This is a genomic window from Sporosarcina sp. Y1004 (genome assembly GCF_057669665.1).
In genome coordinates, this window is sequence record NZ_JBYHFQ010000002.1 from 162,135 (window position 1) to 177,288 (window position 15,154).

The following is a 15,154-nucleotide window of genomic DNA, read 5'->3' on the forward strand; positions in this document are numbered from 1 at the left end:
GCGTCATTCGCACGGCTGTTCAGTGTAATTAATTGATCCAGTTGTTCATTGATTTGTCATAAGTGATTAACTCTTCTTCTTTAAAGAAAAGACCAATTTCACGTACAGCGGATTCTGGAGCATCCGAACCGTGAATAATGTTTTTACCAACAGTAACAGCGAAGTCTCCACGAATTGTGCCAGGTGCTGATTCTTTTGGGTTTGTTGCTCCTGTCATAAGACGACCAACAGAAATAACATTTTCACCTTCCCATACCATAGCGAATACAGGACCAGATGTGATGAAATCTACTAACTCACCGAAAAAAGGACGCTCTTTATGCTCGCCATAATGCTGTTCAGCAAGTTCTTGTGAGATTGTCATAAGCTTAGCGCCTACAAGTTGGAAACCTTTACTTTCGAAACGACCTACAATTTCACCAATTAAATTACGTTGAACTCCGTCAGGCTTAACCATTAAAAATGTTCTTTCCATTATTAACACTCCTTCTTGTATGTATCAGGATTTCTCCTTTTCGATCGTACCACCCGATGCTTGATTTTTCAACTGTTAGCGCATTAATACTTACGTGTACCAATGAAAGCCGATATTTGCATAAACGCCTTTTTAGCTTCACCTTCCGGCAATGGTAGTAGTTCGGCCATTGCCTTTTTCAAATACAGGTCACTAACAGCCTGAGCCTTTTCAATTGCATCCGTACTTTTTATATAAGTTAACATTTCATCGCGTTCCAATTCCGTCAATGTACCGTTAAAAGAACGCTCCATGAAAGGTTTAAACTTTTCATCATTTTTTATGTATAAGACTGGTAACGTCAAGTGTCCATTCAACAAATCACTTCCTGCAGGTTTTCCAAGCGCTTTGTCCGTGGAAGTAATATCTAGAATATCGTCTACAATTTGAAAAGCCATTCCAGCAAAATAACCAAAACGACGTAATTTCCTAACGATTGCAGGATCTGCTCCGGAAACCAATGCCCCCAGTTCGCAACTGGATGATAGGAGAAGCGCAGTTTTTCTCTTAATACGACGTAAATAATCTCGAATTGTCTGATCAGTTTTTCGCTGATGATCAATCTGAATGATCTCGCCTTTACAAATCTCCAACATAGTTACTGCAAGTAGTTGATGTACTGCCGGAATTTCGATTTCACCTATGGATGTTAGTGCACGTGAGAAAATAAAGTCCCCAGTATACATTGCAATCCTGTTATCCCACCGCGCCTTTACCGTCTCTAGGCCACGACGTATATCTGAGTCATCAATAACATCGTCATGCACAAGCGATGCCATGTGAACCAATTCAAGTGAAACAGCTACTTTTGCCACGTCCTCCAAAGAATAAGTACCAAATTTGGAAGCTAAGATCACAAAAATTGGTCGAATCCTTTTGCCACCTGCACGCAACAAGTGGAGCGATGCTTGCCGTATAATTGGGGAAGATGAATTGACGGATCGTTCAAGTTCCTTTTCTATATAAGCGAGATCCTTCCGGAAATCGGCATAAAGCGACATTAACTTCAATTTCTCCAAAACGATTACCTTCCCCTGCGGTCTTTATTGTTTATAACCCACATGGCCAGCCGCCGCGCCACCACTATATGACTTATATGAAACGTCTACGAATCCCGCTTCTGTGAAGAGCTGGGCAAGCTGCTTCATTCCAGGGAAATCATTCGCTGACTCCTGAAGCCACGAATACTCTTTAAAACTTTTCGCGAATAATTTCCCCATAATAGGCATGATGAATTTAAAATAAAAACGGAATAATTGTCGGTAACCCGGTAGTTCGGTTTGGGATGTCTCCAGACAAGCTATCATGCCGCCCGGCTTCAAAACCCGGTTCATTTCTTTCAAAACCGTCAAATAATCTGGTACGTTGCGCAAACCAAAACCAATTGTCACGTAATCAAAAGAATTGTCCGGAAATGGTAATTCCATTGCATTCCCTTGTAGGAGATTAATATTGGGATGATTTGCTACCTTAGGGCGTCCAGCTTCCAGCATTCCTTCACTGAAATCTAGGCCGGTTACACTTCCTTCAATCCCCGTCGCCTCTGCAATTGCAATCGTCCAATCTGCAGTTCCGCAACAGACATCTAGTGCATGTGCACCCTTGTGAACAGCCATACGGGACATGATGTCATCGCGCCATTTTTTATGCTGATTGAAACTAATTACAGAATTCATCTTATCGTAATCGATAGATATTTTTTCAAAAACATTATGGACTTTCTGTTCTTTTGATAGTGACAAGAGTCATGCCTCTTTTCTCAATTCAGTTTACCAAGGAGCGGGACCGAAAAATCACGGATCTTCTGCTGTAAGAAAGGTTCGAGGAAATCAGCCGAGTCGACCGCTACTTGCAATTCAGTACGAAGGTGTTCTATCGCTATTTCCATATTGTGAGACTTCAACCCGCTACTCGAATTGTATTCCCAATTAGTTGTACCATCTGATTTAATACCTTCAAGCCACATAAGCGGCAATGCTGCACTTGCAATGGGGACGTATTCCGAAAATCCAAATGTAAGTAAAAAATCCGTTATACATCCTGCTTCGATAATGCGTACGGTTTCCACCAGTTTATCCGGACTGTCCGGTAAACGGTTATGAAAAGTTGCCTTCTTCTCGTTAATTCGACCGATTGTTTCAGACAACGAACGGATAAAACCGAAATCGGGGAGAGAAGCTAGAAGCCGGTAATGAACACCACTAAAATGGTCTCCTGACAATACCTTAAGTTGTTGCTGTCTCGACGTGGCGTTGGAAACATCGATTGAATTATGCGCATCAAACGCTGCATGTACTGCACCGACCGCAACTGCTGCAGTATTTACACGATCATTCCACCTTTCCCCGTTTAACAAAGGCAAAAGTAGAAAGAAAGATTTGATAGAGTCTACGGACATTCGCCCTACATCTCTATCTATAATTGGCTCGTAAATTGATCGCTCAACCTCAAGTATATAATTTTCAATATGTGCTTTAGTTTTTTGTATTTCCATCGTCGAATCTCCATTCAATGACGTCTAATGAAAATTGTATCAAGCGAATTAGTCTTTCCCTTCGCTTGTTAAGACACCATATGCGGTATGAACGTCTGCATTCCCACGAATTTTCATGGCTGACGTATGATCAGTAAATTGTGCGATCATCACTTCACCACGGTCTAACTTTTCCGTATGATGGAACTTCGTGTCGTTCCCACGAGTTAAACCGATTACATTGACACCGTCTTCCTTAGCTTTAATTACGATATAGTCGGTTTGTGTCATTTTCACCTCTCCTGTCTAATCTTTAACGGTTTTATCATATCATAGAAAAGGAGTTGCCCGCAAAGGTCTCAGGACATCTTGATAAGAGATAGGATTTCCCCGCGCTTAACATCGTCATTTTCGTAAATACCACGTGCTACTGTAGTTACAGTCTTGGAACCGGGTTTTTTTACCCCTCTCATAGTCATACACATATGTTCAGCTTCGATTACGACATAAACACCGACTGGATTCAGCATCTCCATTAAGGTATCTGCCACAGTGGATGTAATACGTTCCTGAAGTTGAGGTCTCCTTGCAGTTGTTTCAACAGTTCTCGCTAGTTTACTAAGACCAGCGACAACACCATCACGCGGTATGTATGCAATGTGAGCGTGACCAAAAAATGGCACAAGATGATGCTCACACATCGAGTAAAACGGTATATCTTTCACAAGTACTACTTCGTCATAGTTTTCGTTGAAAACCGTTTCAAAATAATCTTTAGGATCTTTATTTAAGCCTTCGAACATCTCGGCGTACATTTTCGCAACCCGCTTCGGCGTATCTATGAGACCTTCACGCTCGGTATCTTCACCGATTGCTTCGAGAATCATTGAAACTGCCTTCTCTATTTTCTCATAATCGACAACATTCTTCATACGAATCTTCCCCAATCGGATATAAAGTTATTCCAACAAAAATAGTAGCACACTCCCTCGCCTCCGTACAGTTCCTTTACTTTATATATTGTGTTTTAGTTGGAAATTGGAAAGAAGTCCGCCCTAAGCATCTGAAAAACAGATGCTATGGACGGACTCCTATGTAAATTCAAAGATTATTTAACTGCGTCTTTAAGCGCTTTACCAGCTTTAAAAGCGGGAACTTTGCTTGCTGCGATATCGATTTCTTCTCCAGATTGCGGGTTACGACCTTTACGTGCTGCGCGCTCACGAACTTCGAAGTTACCAAAACCGATCAATTGTACTTTCTCACCTTCAGCAAGAGTAGACTGGATCGTATCGAATACAGCTTCGACAGCTTTTGTAGCATCTTTCTTAGTTAATTCTGCTGCTTCAGCTACAGAGGTAATCAATTCTGTTTTATTCACACCATTCACCTCCTCTCAAAGGGCATTAGCTAGCTTCTAATACTGTAAAAAGAGTATCACAAGAAAATCTCTGACGCAACAATATTATCGCGAAACTGCCAATATCATGCACTTTAAGGGCGAAAAATAGAAAAAGATCCGTTTTTGACGGATCTTTTTCCTTTATACGATAAATGTAATCATACCTTTATTACCATCGTTAACCATCTGCTCAATCGTCTCCCGCAGACGTTTTCGTGCGTTCATCGGAACCGATGCAGTTTTAAAACGAATGCTTTCTTTCATGACTTCATGTAGGGGCGTTCCGAATAATTGGGTTTCCCATAACGCCTCTCTGTCATGTAAATATGCATTCTTCAATTCTTTCAATAAATGATGGCTGTGAAATTCAGATCCGATTAATGGCGAAAATTCAGCTTCCATATCCACTCTGATGATATGAAGGGAAGGTGCTGTTGCTTTCATACGGACACCAAAAAAGTTGTTCTGTTTAATTAATTCTGGTGGTGATGGATTGAAATCATCAATTGTCGGAAGTGCGACACCGTACCCTTGTTTTCTAGCTGTATCAATTGCTTCCGAATACATGTCATATGACTTTTTCGCTTTTGCAGCATCTTTAACAAACAATAACCAGTCTTTTTTTGAACCAATCTCCTGTCCCATGATTTCTTCACAAATTTCACGGAAAGCCTGTTCATCCATATCGATTTTCACAATCGCTTTCCCTTTGCCCGCATCAACTTCAATAACATCAGCATTTTTAACATACTTTTCTTCTTTCAGTTTTTCTGCCAATTCTTGAACTTTACGAATTTTCGAAGCTTCCAAGAATCCTTCGTTTATAACCCTGTCAATGTTAGCATTCAACTCATGCTCACTTCCCAGCACATCCATCCAATCCGGCTTTTGTATTTCGATATCCGAAATTGGGAATTCATACAGTGCTTCTTTTAAGATGAGCTGAATTTCCTGCGCATTCAACTGGTCTGCGCTGATAGCGATAACAGGAACACCATATCTCTCATGCAACTCCTGCTTCAGAGTGACTGTTTTTTCATTCGCTGGCATTTTAGAATTCAGCACAATGACGAACGGCTTACCGATATCCTGTAGTTTAGTAACGATTTCCGCTTCTGCAACTTCAGCTGCAGCTCTTGGAATATTATTGACCGTTCCATCCGTTGTAACCAGAATTCCAATTGTGGAATGATCCCGAATTACTTTGTCGGTACCGATGCGGGCAGCTTCCTCGAAAGGTATTGGTTCGTTGTGCCAAGGCGTGTGAACGTATTTCGGTCCATCCTCGTCTTCATACCCTTTAACACCGTCTATGACATAGCCCACGCAATCAGCAAGCCTGATTTGAAACTTTAAGTCTCCATCCCCTACCGAAACCGAAGTCCCTTGAGCGGGTACAAATTTGGGTTCTGATGTCATGATCACGGGTCCAGGTGAACTTTGTGGAAGTTCATCCTGTGCTCGTATTCGGTCCGCCGCGTCCGTCATGTTCGGAATTACAACTTCTTCCATCACCCTTTTAACAAATGTAGATTTCCCTACACGAACAGGACCAACGACTCCAATGTAAATATCTCCATCTGTACGTCTAGCCAAGTTTTCATATAATTCTTCTTTCATCCATCGTCCTCCTTTATATGCGCATATTAGTTTATGTAAATAAAAAACGTTTCATGCACGTAGCATGAAACGTTTTTTATTTTGAATTCCTCATAAATATAGGTTCATTCTTTTCATTCACCGTATAAGGGAGAGAGTAGGCCGGTAAAACCGGATTATTATCTGCTAGTAGATAGCGGATATCTTCGCCTTCTTTAACATCCGGCTTTTCTTCTTTCAAAATCCGGTTCAAGTCAATTGAATAATCGATGTAAAATATGCCATCCCCTCCGATTACCAGTGGCAACATAGTTTCCGAGTAGGGGCTAGGGACCGTCAGCGGCTCTTTGAAACCCATCGCTTTGAAGTCAACAGCATAAACATTGTCACCGACCGCATCCTTGAATGAAACTTTGCCATTAATGTTTTTTCGCAAATTCAAGTCACGAATACGTTCAGCTGAGCGTAGATCAACGAGCTTAACAGTTGGGTCCGTTTCAACGTTTGTCAACACATATTGGTAAATGCCACCTGTTTCATAAGCATTAGATGGTATTTTTTCTGTAAAAGCAGGAACAAGTTTAGCAAACTCAATCGGATATTTGATATAAATATCTGTTTCAAGCTCACGTGTTTTGATAGGCAATAGTCCTCCCGAATTCTGTTGGAAGGCATCTACCGCCTTTTGCATTGATTCCAGCTGATCGGCGTAAGGGATTTCCTGACCAGTTGTTTTTTCGGAAGGGTACATACAGCCTGATAAAACAAAAATAAATGAAGACATCAGGAGTAAACTGATTCTTTTTACTGACTTTTTCATCATGCTCCTCCTGTCGGGCCATTAAACACAAGATAAATCATCGCAAAAAATGCGAAAATCAACAAAGAATAAGCGATTAGCGCTAGTAGAAATTTAATTATTTTATTTTTAAGCTTATGTCGGCTTACATAAATAAGACCCATAGAAATGAACATGAATCCCATTGCATAAAACGATAGCCACATCTTATCCATTGAGGACAATTTAAGTCCTCCTTTCGTATAGTTAAAGAATTACCTTGTACCGAAGAGATCTTCCACTTCCTGTTTTTTCATGCGAGTCATTAATTGATCAACAGCATGTTTCGGCGGTATGTCTTCAAATAGAATAGAATACAGTGCCTCTGTGAGCGGCATGGAGACCCCGTACTGGGCTGCAAGCTGATGGGCAGCTTTAGCTGTTCTGACACCTTCAATGACCATTCCCATGCCTGATACAACTTCATCTAGACTATTTCCTTTACCGAGCATGTTACCTGCTTTCCAGTTACGTGAATGAACACTTGTACAAGTGACAATCAAATCTCCCAGGCCCGTTAAGCCTGAAAACGTCAAAGGATTTGCCCCCATCTTAACACCGAGTCTAGAAATTTCTGCTAACCCTCGTGTAATAAGCGCAGCTTTTGCGTTGTCACCATAACCAAGGCCATCAGAAATACCGGCAGCAAGCGCTATAACATTTTTAAGTGCAGCTCCAATTTCAACACCTAGGAGATCAGAATTGGTATAGACACGGAAGTAATTGTTCATAAATAAGTCCTGAACTTTTTCCGCAGCGTCTAAATCCAGAGAAGCAGCCGTCACTGTCGTCGGATGACGCAGCACAACTTCTTCCGCATGGCTTGGTCCTGAAAGCGCAACAATAGCAGATCTCTTAGTGGAATCCAGTTCCTCCGAAATCATCTCGGAAATCCGCTTCAACGAATCAGGCTCAATGCCTTTAGAAACATGAACAATCAATTTCGGATTGAGTTCCATAGTATTCAGTTCTGAACAGATTTCACGAATTGCTTTTGTTGGAACAGCTATGATGACGGTATCCCCGTGCATCACAGCCTTTTCCAAGTCAGATGTTGCTGTCAAATTGGCCGGTAAAGAAATACCCGGTAAATATGAATGATTTGTATGTTTTTCATTCACTTCGGAAGACTGGTCAGAACGTCTCGCCCAGAGTAAACAGTCATGACCATTTTCTGCTAAGACAAAAGCAATTGCTGTCCCCCAGCTTCCGGCGCCTATAACGGTTACTTTTTCCATTTCATACAGACATCCTTTCTTCTCCAAATCCGGTCAGCTTCTTGCACGTGTTATGAGCCGGATTGGCGTTCCCTCGAAGCCGAATGATTCCCGAAGACGGTTTTGTAAAAAACGCTCATAAGAGAAGTGCATGATTTCAATGTCGTTCACAAAGACGACGAAAGTTGGCGGTTTGACGGCTACTTGCGTGGCGTAATAAATACGCAGTCTACGTCCTTTGCTACTAGGTGCTGGATTTCTTGCAACCGCATCTTCGATTACTTCATTCAAGACACTTGATTGGATTCGTAGTGCATGGTTTTCACTTATTAACTTAACTTTTTCAAACAAAGTATTTACGCGCTGTTTCGTTTTAGCTGAAACAAAAGCGATTGGTGCATAGTCTAGGAATAAGAAATTATCTCGGATATCCGCTATAAACTTATTCATTGTTTTATCGTCTTTCTCAACAGCATCCCACTTATTGACAACAAAAAGGACACCTTTTCCTGCATCTTCCGCGTAACCGGCAATTCGCTTGTCCATTTCACGAATACCTTCTTCCCCATTTATAACAATGAGAACGACATCGGAACGGTCAATGGCTTTTAATGCACGAAGAACAGCATATTTCTCCACATTTTCATATACTTTACCTTTTTTACGCATACCTGCAGTATCGATAATTTTATATTTCTGCCCATCATATTCATAAGCAGTATCGATGGCATCTACTGTCGTGCCAGGGATATCACTAACGATAACTCGTTCCTCGCCTAAAAATGCGTTAACAAGTGATGATTTCCCAACATTCGGTCTGCCGATTAATGAAAACCGAATTACATCATCTTCAATTTCTTCAGCTCCGGGCTCAGGAAAGTCGTTTGCTACCGCGTCAAGCAAATCTCCAAGTCCTAGTCCATGTGAACCCGAAATCGGATAAGGTTCACCAAATCCTAGGGAATAGAAGTCATAAATCATATCCCGCATATCCGGATTATCAACCTTATTCACTGCCAAAACGACAGGTTTTTTCGTTTTATACAATATTTTGGCGACTTGTTCATCTGCATCCGTTACTCCTTCACGGCCATTCACGAGGAAAATGATTACATCCGCTTCATCTATTGCAATTTCCGCTTGTAGCCGGATTTGTTCAAGGAAGGGTTCATCTCCAATATCGATTCCACCAGTATCAATCAGGTTGAATTCGTGCGCGAGCCAATCGGCTGAACTATAAATACGGTCACGGGTAACTCCTGCTACATCTTCTACGATTGAAATACGTTCACCAACGATTCGGTTAAATATTGTCGATTTCCCGACGTTCGGCCTACCGACGATCGCTACAGTTGGTTTATTCATAATCTAACATCCTTCCAGCTTATCTTCTGCATATTATACACAAAAAAAGACGATGATGCCCGTAAAAGCACCATCATCCTTATAATTACTCGTTCATAATGTTCACTTGTTCGTTTTCTGGGGATCTAAATCGGGCTGATTGGTTGAAAGTGGAGCTATATTACCATCCCAATTAGTCTCTATTGGCAAACTTCTTCAACTGATCACCAATGACGTCTCCCATTGAGAAGCCTGATGCTTCTTCAGGCATTTCATAGCTACCGTATGAATTATTATCTTCTTTTTCTACAAGATCTTTAATGCTCAAAGAGAGTCGCTTCTCTTGTGTATTTACTTCCAACACTTTAACTTCAATCTTTTGACCTTCCTGCAACACTTCATGCGGCGTACCGATGTGCTGATGGGAAATACGCGAGATATGAACAAGACCTTCGACGCCTGGGAAAACTTCCACGAAAGCACCGTATGACACAAGTCTTTTCACAGTTCCATCAAGTTTCGTTCCCTTTGGAGCCTTTTCTTCGATGCCTTCCCAAGGACCAGGCAATGTGTCTTTAATCGAAAGTGATATCCGTTCTGAATCACGGTCTATTGACAAAACCTTGACATTCACTTTATCGCCTTCTTTTAAAACATCCGACACTTTTTCAACATGATCATGTGACAATTGTGAAATATGGACAAGTCCATCAATTCCTCCAATATCGACAAAAGCACCGAATGCTGCAAGACGTTGGACAGTACCCTCAAGTATTTCGCCTTCTTTAAGACCATCCAGTATCTCACCTTTTTGCGATTCTTTATCTTCCTGAATCACCGCACGGTGGGATAGAATTAGTCGGTTTTTCTCTTTATCCATTTCAACAATTTTGAAAGTCATTGTCCGGCCTTTATATTCTTCGAAAGATTCAACAAAATAATCTTCGACAAGTGATGCTGGTATGAAGCCCCGTACGCCTAGGTCGACTACTAATCCGCCTTTAACGACGTCTTTCACTTCCGTTTCAATTGTTTCTTTTGAGTTAAATTTCTCTTCAAGTGAACCCCAAGCATCTTCCGCGTCGACTTTCCGTTTTGAAAGAACATAATTATCTTCTTCGATTTTCATAATAATAAGTTCAAGTTCATCACCTTCAGCAACCGCATCCGAAGCCGTCTCAATGTGAAGGCTTGATAGTTCACTGATTGGAATAACACCATCAAACGGAGCTCCCGCAATTTCAACTGTCACCGATTTGTCTTCGATTTTCGTCACTTTTCCAGTAACACGGTCACCTTCATTGTAGTTGTTCTCTGTTTCTAAGTTCATCTCTTCAGTCATTATGTAGACCTCCTTCATAAAGAATCTTACTTCCATATTATGCGAATCGATTCATAATAACAAAAATTTACCCTTATTTTGTTCATTTATTTTGTTCGAGAAGGTTTTTGATCTCACTCATTATAACTTCTGTAACCTCTTCAGCCGACGTCCTATTTTCACGATAAGGCGTCATGTCAAGCGGTTTTCCATAGACAACTGTTAATCTTTTAAATGCTTTATAAGGTCCTATAATTGCGCAAGGAACAACGACAGCATCTCCGCCTTTCAGAGCAAAAAATCCTGCACCTGCAAGACCTTCGCCAAGTTCGCCCGTCTTGCTCCGTGTGCCTTCAGGAAACATTCCGACCACTTTCCCTGATTTCAGGATTTTAAGTGTATTACGAAACGCCTCTCGATCACTCATTCCGCGTTTCACCGGATATGCATTCACTTGTGGCAGGACACTTTTTAATACTGGCAATTTGAAAAGTTCTTCTTTCGCCATGAAGTGAACAGGTCGTGGACAGGTGATCCCAACAACAGGCGGATCGACATTCTCAATATGGTTCGTACAGAGAAGAACACCCCCTTCTTTAGGAAAGTTTTCCTTGCCAATTACTTTAATTCTATATAGCGGATAAAAAATAGTGCTACACAGAAATTTGCCTAGTGGGTATAAATTCATAAACGCATCCTCTTTTCGGCCAGTTCGCTAATTTTTTTCGCCACATCCTCGATGGTCATGGAAGTTGAGTCAATTAGAACGGCGTCTTCTGCCTGTCTCAGCGGAGATACCTCTCTCTCCATATCCGCACGATCACGTTCGCTTATTTCAGCCTTCAATTGTTCAATTGAAGTGATGAAACCGCGACGTTCATCTTCAATATGACGCCGCCTTGCTCTTTCTTCGACAGACGCAGTCATAAAAATCTTGAGTTCCGCATCTGGCAACACAGCTGTCCCAATATCACGGCCATCCATGACAACACCTACTCCTTCGGCTAATTGCCGTTGCTTATCGACCATTAGGCATCTAACACCACTGTGAGCAGCAACTGCAGACACATTGGCAGTTACCAGTTGTGAGCGAATGGATTCAGATACATCTACACCATCAACAATTATGGCTTGACCTACCGATGACGGTAATAGAACGATTTCAATCTGTTCAAGTAATTTCTCCAGTTCCATTCCATCATTACTATTTATGTTGCGGTCTAATGCCTTATGCGTAAGTGCACGGTACATTGCTCCTGTATCAATATACGTATAACCTAGTTTTTCAGCTGTAATTTTGGCAATTGTACTTTTTCCAGCAGCAGCCGGACCGTCAATCGCGATTTTTATTCTTTTTGTCATTTCTCAAACCCCCGTAATCAATTCGAAAACATTGTATCATAAGTATGACGTCAGCGCCTTTGTTAGGTTGTGAAAGAAAAGGTAAAAGCCGCGGAATTTGTATTTTTCTTCGAATTAACCATTTCCCTTCGGCGCGCTAGTCATGAAAATGAAAAGAGAAAAGCCCTTTTATCACGGACTTTCCCCCATTTAAATTCTATTTAATATCTCTCATTTGCAATTGTCGTTCAAAGCAGAACCGAATGATGGATTGACGCACAAATGCATTTACTTTCTCAAATTCCAGCGAAGCGATTATTCTTCCATCTTTCTCCCATACTCTGACGACCTTTGCAGATAATTTAACATACTTAATATCGTGACTATTGAACGGTAATACGATAATTAACGATACGACTTCCTCAGCGACTAGTGTTGTGAAGTTTGACAAAAAAAGTGCGATACCGCCTGCACTTAAGTCTGCAGCGACATATTGGCTGAATAGACTATTTTTCTCCACAGCGACATCTATTGCTGATTCTACTCTTACAAATTGGCGCCTTTGTATCTTAATGAGTTGATCATCACCAGGATAGGTTAATTTCAGCATGGGGATCCCTTTATTAAGGCGACCACTTACTTCTGTCCGAAATGCATATGAAATTTTGGTGCTATCAGTGAAGTTCACTTGTAACTGCGTTCCATCCATGAAGAATGAAGTGCGTCCGGTTTCAATATGAGTTGGATAGTCAATCATCACGTACCCATCACTCATATCGACCACTTTACTTTTAAACTTTTCACCATCTTTAGTAAAATCCTTGTCAATAACAATAATTGTCCCTATCGAAAGTAGCACATGTAACACCTGCCATCTATATGTCATACATCCTATTATGTCATGACAAGATGGAAAATCCAATGCCTATTTTACTGTAACCTTTCCGTTTTAATTACTTCGGATGTTTCAGTGTCGACAATAACAGCATACGTACCTGTTTCACCATTTTCATCTAATGTGACAGTCATATAATGTGCAAGTCGCTGTTCCAACTGACGATTTTCAACATATGCATATTCTTCTTTAACAATCGTTACATTGGTGTGGAAAAATGATTTCCAATCCTTTTTCGTTATCGGTTGCTTCGAAGTTTTCTCTTTACGTACATATTCAGAAGCATCCAATCCGATTATACCTGCATTATCTTTGGCGATTTTCAAATGAATGATATCTGAAAATACTTTTGCACCATATTCAGGTTCTACTCGAACAAACACCATATGCCATGCTGTATTATTTTCCCTTGCCTCTTCATAAACAAGATCCTTATACCCCGCTTCTTTTAAAAACGACTCAGCTTTCTTTTTCAAGTCTTCAAACGGAAGGCTTTCTTTTCCAAAAGGTCTTTCCGTTAATAATGATAAGACATGGCCACCTTTTTCTGTGATGTCGATGTAACCGACAGACTCATCTTCCGCGAAACGAATATGATAAAACGGATAGGGAGATCCTGGTTGGCTTTTTTCTACAACAATGGTTTCGTTTGATAGGTGTGGGAACAATTTTTTAAAGTTGGTAACAGCCTGTTCTTTTGTAACTTTCGGATCTTCTATTTCTTTAAGATCTTTCTTTTTCATCGAATCCGACTCACTTGCCGTGAGCGGGAAATCACTTTCTGTATACTGCTTTACAGCAGTGCCCATTCCCGTCCAATCATGTCCAGCACTTGCACTATCGAGTCTTTTATTCCATCCATCAACCGACAAATCTCCGGTCACCATGCCTGCAGTTGCAACTTGCCACTCATCCGACATGGAACTCAGATTCTTGGAGGCTAATTTCATTACTCGGTGATATTCAGCATTATCCTTTGAACGGTCAGTCTCCTTTGCAAAGTTACCAAGTCGTCCAAGATAATTCATCCAGGATGTAGAAAAACTTGGATCCATCGGCAGAGAGGATACGGAGTTTTTTATATCAGATGATAAGCGCCAAATGTCCTCCCGTGCTTCAGATGAGCCTTCTGTCTCATTAAATAATAACGTTTTCTTCACCGCAATATCTAATTCTTCCAGCTTCTTCGACGCATCAGTCATCTTATTAGCATATTGGTTGCTTAAGGCTATAGATAGCTCTTTATTTTCAGCCGCTTTAGTATAAGAAAAAATTGAAAGTGCTGCTACAGAGTATATCAAAACAAACATCAGTTTTTTCATAAATCAGCAAATAACAGCAGGAGCCTTTTGTTATTCCCACTATATTTGCCCTATCCTCCTTTCGTGTTCAAATGTTAGTCCTTAATGGCAAAATACATGCAGCCCAATCTTCTTTATTTGTGGTCGCGACCAAATCCATTCACTTGTTGCTGTAATAGGGTTAAAGTAGTAAATCGAGTTTTCTGACGGATCCCAGCCATTAATCGCATCCAGGACCGCCTCTTTTGCTCGTTCGTTGGGAGTAAGCCATATTTGACCATCTGCAACAGCAGTAAAGGCCAGTGGTTGGAAAATTACGCCACCTACAGTATCCGGAAAGTCAGGATGCTCTATGCGGTTTAAAATGACTGCTGCAACTGCTACCTGGCCTTCATATGGCTCGCCCCTTGCTTCACCGTAAACCGCATTTGCTATCAGATTAAGATCTGCATCCGAATACTTTGCAGGTAATTGAACATTCTCTTTTTTCCCTGCGCCTTTATCCACTTGAGATGCTAGCGGCTTACTTCCGTAATGAGTGAACTTATTTCCTTTATTCATATTATCTTTAACGAATTTCTCATCATAATTAGATGCATCCACTAATTTCTTTCTTGTCTGTAACCCTGCAATTCCGTCAACTGGAAGTCCATATTCCTCTTGAAAGTTACGTAAAGCCCAATAGGTTCCATAACCGAATTTCCCATCAATTGTCCCAGTGTAATAACCGATATACTGAAGTCTTGACTGCAGTTCAATAACGTCATCTCCGAAAGCTCCTCGCGCAACATTCTGCGTGCTGAATGCCTCAATTTGACCGGGAGACGCAGCATATGCACTTCCGAGGAGAAGGACGATTGTAATCATGCGGATAATCAATTTTTTCAAGTTCATTCCTCCTTTTAAATC

18 protein-coding genes are annotated in these 15,154 nt (G+C 41.0%); all 18 read right to left on the reverse strand.

The window, feature by feature from the left end; genetic code table 11:
- Positions 1-28: 28 nt before the first annotated feature.
- The 18 genes from ndk to sleB all read right to left on the reverse strand — a co-directional run bounded on the left by ndk (position 29) and on the right by sleB (position 15,139).
- Positions 29-475 carry a nucleoside-diphosphate kinase gene (gene ndk, locus AC25Y6_RS02460; protein ID WP_482101879.1) on the reverse strand — a complete coding sequence of 149 codons (447 nt, stop codon included), beginning with the start codon at positions 473-475 and terminating at the stop codon, positions 29-31.
- An 83-nt stretch (positions 476-558) separates the two neighbouring features.
- Positions 559-1,533, reverse strand: coding sequence for a polyprenyl synthetase family protein (locus AC25Y6_RS02465; protein ID WP_482101880.1), 975 nt, complete (start codon positions 1,531-1,533; stop codon positions 559-561).
- A 24-nt stretch (positions 1,534-1,557) separates the two neighbouring features.
- On the reverse strand, positions 1,558-2,256 hold the full coding sequence (locus tag AC25Y6_RS02470; protein WP_488141945.1) for a demethylmenaquinone methyltransferase: 699 nt from the start codon (positions 2,254-2,256) through the stop codon (positions 1,558-1,560).
- A 17-nt stretch (positions 2,257-2,273) separates the two neighbouring features.
- Positions 2,274-3,008, reverse strand: a complete 735-nt coding sequence (locus tag AC25Y6_RS02475; protein ID WP_482104446.1) for a heptaprenyl diphosphate synthase component 1 — start codon at positions 3,006-3,008, stop codon at positions 2,274-2,276.
- Positions 3,009-3,056: 48 nt separating this feature from the next.
- On the reverse strand, positions 3,057-3,278 hold the full coding sequence (mtrB, locus tag AC25Y6_RS02480; RefSeq protein ID WP_482101883.1) for a trp RNA-binding attenuation protein MtrB: 222 nt from the start codon (positions 3,276-3,278) through the stop codon (positions 3,057-3,059).
- Positions 3,279-3,346: 68 nt separating this feature from the next.
- Positions 3,347-3,919, reverse strand: a complete 573-nt coding sequence (gene folE, locus AC25Y6_RS02485; protein ID WP_482101884.1) for a GTP cyclohydrolase I FolE — start codon at positions 3,917-3,919, stop codon at positions 3,347-3,349.
- 176 nt (positions 3,920-4,095) lie between these two features.
- Positions 4,096-4,368 carry an HU family DNA-binding protein gene (locus tag AC25Y6_RS02490; RefSeq protein ID WP_482101885.1) on the reverse strand — a complete coding sequence of 91 codons (273 nt, stop codon included), beginning with the start codon at positions 4,366-4,368 and terminating at the stop codon, positions 4,096-4,098.
- A 162-nt stretch (positions 4,369-4,530) separates the two neighbouring features.
- Complete coding sequence (gene spoIVA, locus AC25Y6_RS02495; RefSeq protein ID WP_488141946.1) at positions 4,531-6,009, reverse strand: stage IV sporulation protein A; 1,479 nt, start codon at positions 6,007-6,009, stop codon at positions 4,531-4,533.
- A gap of 76 nt (positions 6,010-6,085) precedes the next feature.
- Positions 6,086-6,808 (reverse strand): hypothetical protein, encoded by a 723-nt coding sequence (locus AC25Y6_RS02500; protein ID WP_482104448.1) that lies wholly within the window; start codon positions 6,806-6,808, stop codon positions 6,086-6,088.
- The gene (locus AC25Y6_RS02505) at positions 6,808-7,002 is read right to left on the reverse strand and encodes a DUF2768 domain-containing protein (RefSeq protein ID WP_482102019.1); all 195 of its coding nucleotides are present in this window, start codon (positions 7,000-7,002) and stop codon (positions 6,808-6,810) included. The genes AC25Y6_RS02500 and AC25Y6_RS02505 overlap by 1 nt, the downstream gene beginning before the upstream one ends.
- Before the next feature lie 39 nt (positions 7,003-7,041).
- The gene (locus tag AC25Y6_RS02510) at positions 7,042-8,064 is read right to left on the reverse strand and encodes an NAD(P)H-dependent glycerol-3-phosphate dehydrogenase (RefSeq protein WP_488141947.1); all 1,023 of its coding nucleotides are present in this window, start codon (positions 8,062-8,064) and stop codon (positions 7,042-7,044) included.
- A 33-nt stretch (positions 8,065-8,097) separates the two neighbouring features.
- Positions 8,098-9,408, reverse strand: coding sequence for a ribosome biogenesis GTPase Der (der, locus tag AC25Y6_RS02515; protein WP_482101889.1), 1,311 nt, complete (start codon positions 9,406-9,408; stop codon positions 8,098-8,100).
- Between the two features lie 172 nt (positions 9,409-9,580).
- Complete coding sequence (gene rpsA / locus AC25Y6_RS02520) at positions 9,581-10,729, reverse strand: 30S ribosomal protein S1 (protein WP_488141948.1); 1,149 nt, start codon at positions 10,727-10,729, stop codon at positions 9,581-9,583.
- 82 nt (positions 10,730-10,811) lie between these two features.
- Positions 10,812-11,396 (reverse strand): lysophospholipid acyltransferase family protein, encoded by a 585-nt coding sequence (locus AC25Y6_RS02525; protein WP_482101891.1) that lies wholly within the window; start codon positions 11,394-11,396, stop codon positions 10,812-10,814.
- Positions 11,393-12,070, reverse strand: a complete 678-nt coding sequence (cmk, locus tag AC25Y6_RS02530; protein ID WP_488141949.1) for a (d)CMP kinase — start codon at positions 12,068-12,070, stop codon at positions 11,393-11,395. The genes AC25Y6_RS02525 and cmk overlap by 4 nt, the downstream gene beginning before the upstream one ends.
- A 196-nt stretch (positions 12,071-12,266) precedes the next feature.
- Positions 12,267-12,935, reverse strand: a complete 669-nt coding sequence (locus AC25Y6_RS02535) for a flagellar brake protein (RefSeq protein WP_482101893.1) — start codon at positions 12,933-12,935, stop codon at positions 12,267-12,269.
- 44 nt (positions 12,936-12,979) lie between these two features.
- Entirely contained in the window at positions 12,980-14,266 is a 1,287-nt protein-coding gene (locus AC25Y6_RS02540) for a PepSY1/2 domain-containing protein (protein WP_488141950.1), read from the reverse strand.
- Positions 14,267-14,347: 81 nt separating this feature from the next.
- Complete coding sequence (sleB, locus tag AC25Y6_RS02545; protein ID WP_482104453.1) at positions 14,348-15,139, reverse strand: spore cortex-lytic enzyme; 792 nt, start codon at positions 15,137-15,139, stop codon at positions 14,348-14,350.
- Between the last annotated feature and the right edge of the window lie 15 nt (positions 15,140-15,154).

Bases quoted from the DNA above. Each gene is read 5' to 3' on its own strand.
- ndk (WP_482101879.1), bottom strand. From the start codon at position 475: ATGGAAAGAACATTTTTAATGGTTAAGCCTGACGGAGTTCAACGTAAT.
- AC25Y6_RS02475 (WP_482104446.1), bottom strand. From the start codon at position 3,008: ATGGAAATACAAAAAACTAAAGCACATATTGAAAATTATATACTTGAG.
- mtrB (WP_482101883.1), bottom strand. From the start codon at position 3,278: ATGACACAAACCGACTATATCGTAATTAAAGCTAAGGAAGACGGTGTC.
- folE (WP_482101884.1), bottom strand. From the start codon at position 3,919: ATGAAGAATGTTGTCGATTATGAGAAAATAGAGAAGGCAGTTTCAATG.
- spoIVA (WP_488141946.1), bottom strand. From the start codon at position 6,009: ATGAAAGAAGAATTATATGAAAACTTGGCTAGACGTACAGATGGAGAT.
- AC25Y6_RS02500 (WP_482104448.1), bottom strand. From the start codon at position 6,808: ATGAAAAAGTCAGTAAAAAGAATCAGTTTACTCCTGATGTCTTCATTT.
- AC25Y6_RS02505 (WP_482102019.1), bottom strand. From the start codon at position 7,002: ATGGATAAGATGTGGCTATCGTTTTATGCAATGGGATTCATGTTCATT.
- AC25Y6_RS02510 (WP_488141947.1), bottom strand. From the start codon at position 8,064: ATGGAAAAAGTAACCGTTATAGGCGCCGGAAGCTGGGGGACAGCAATT.
- der (WP_482101889.1), bottom strand. From the start codon at position 9,408: ATGAATAAACCAACTGTAGCGATCGTCGGTAGGCCGAACGTCGGGAAA.
- rpsA (WP_488141948.1), bottom strand. From the start codon at position 10,729: ATGACTGAAGAGATGAACTTAGAAACAGAGAACAACTACAATGAAGGT.
- AC25Y6_RS02525 (WP_482101891.1), bottom strand. From the start codon at position 11,396: ATGAATTTATACCCACTAGGCAAATTTCTGTGTAGCACTATTTTTTAT.
- cmk (WP_488141949.1), bottom strand. From the start codon at position 12,070: ATGACAAAAAGAATAAAAATCGCGATTGACGGTCCGGCTGCTGCTGGA.
- AC25Y6_RS02535 (WP_482101893.1), bottom strand. From the start codon at position 12,935: ATGACATATAGATGGCAGGTGTTACATGTGCTACTTTCGATAGGGACA.
- AC25Y6_RS02540 (WP_488141950.1), bottom strand. From the start codon at position 14,266: ATGAAAAAACTGATGTTTGTTTTGATATACTCTGTAGCAGCACTTTCA.
- sleB (WP_482104453.1), bottom strand. From the start codon at position 15,139: ATGAACTTGAAAAAATTGATTATCCGCATGATTACAATCGTCCTTCTC.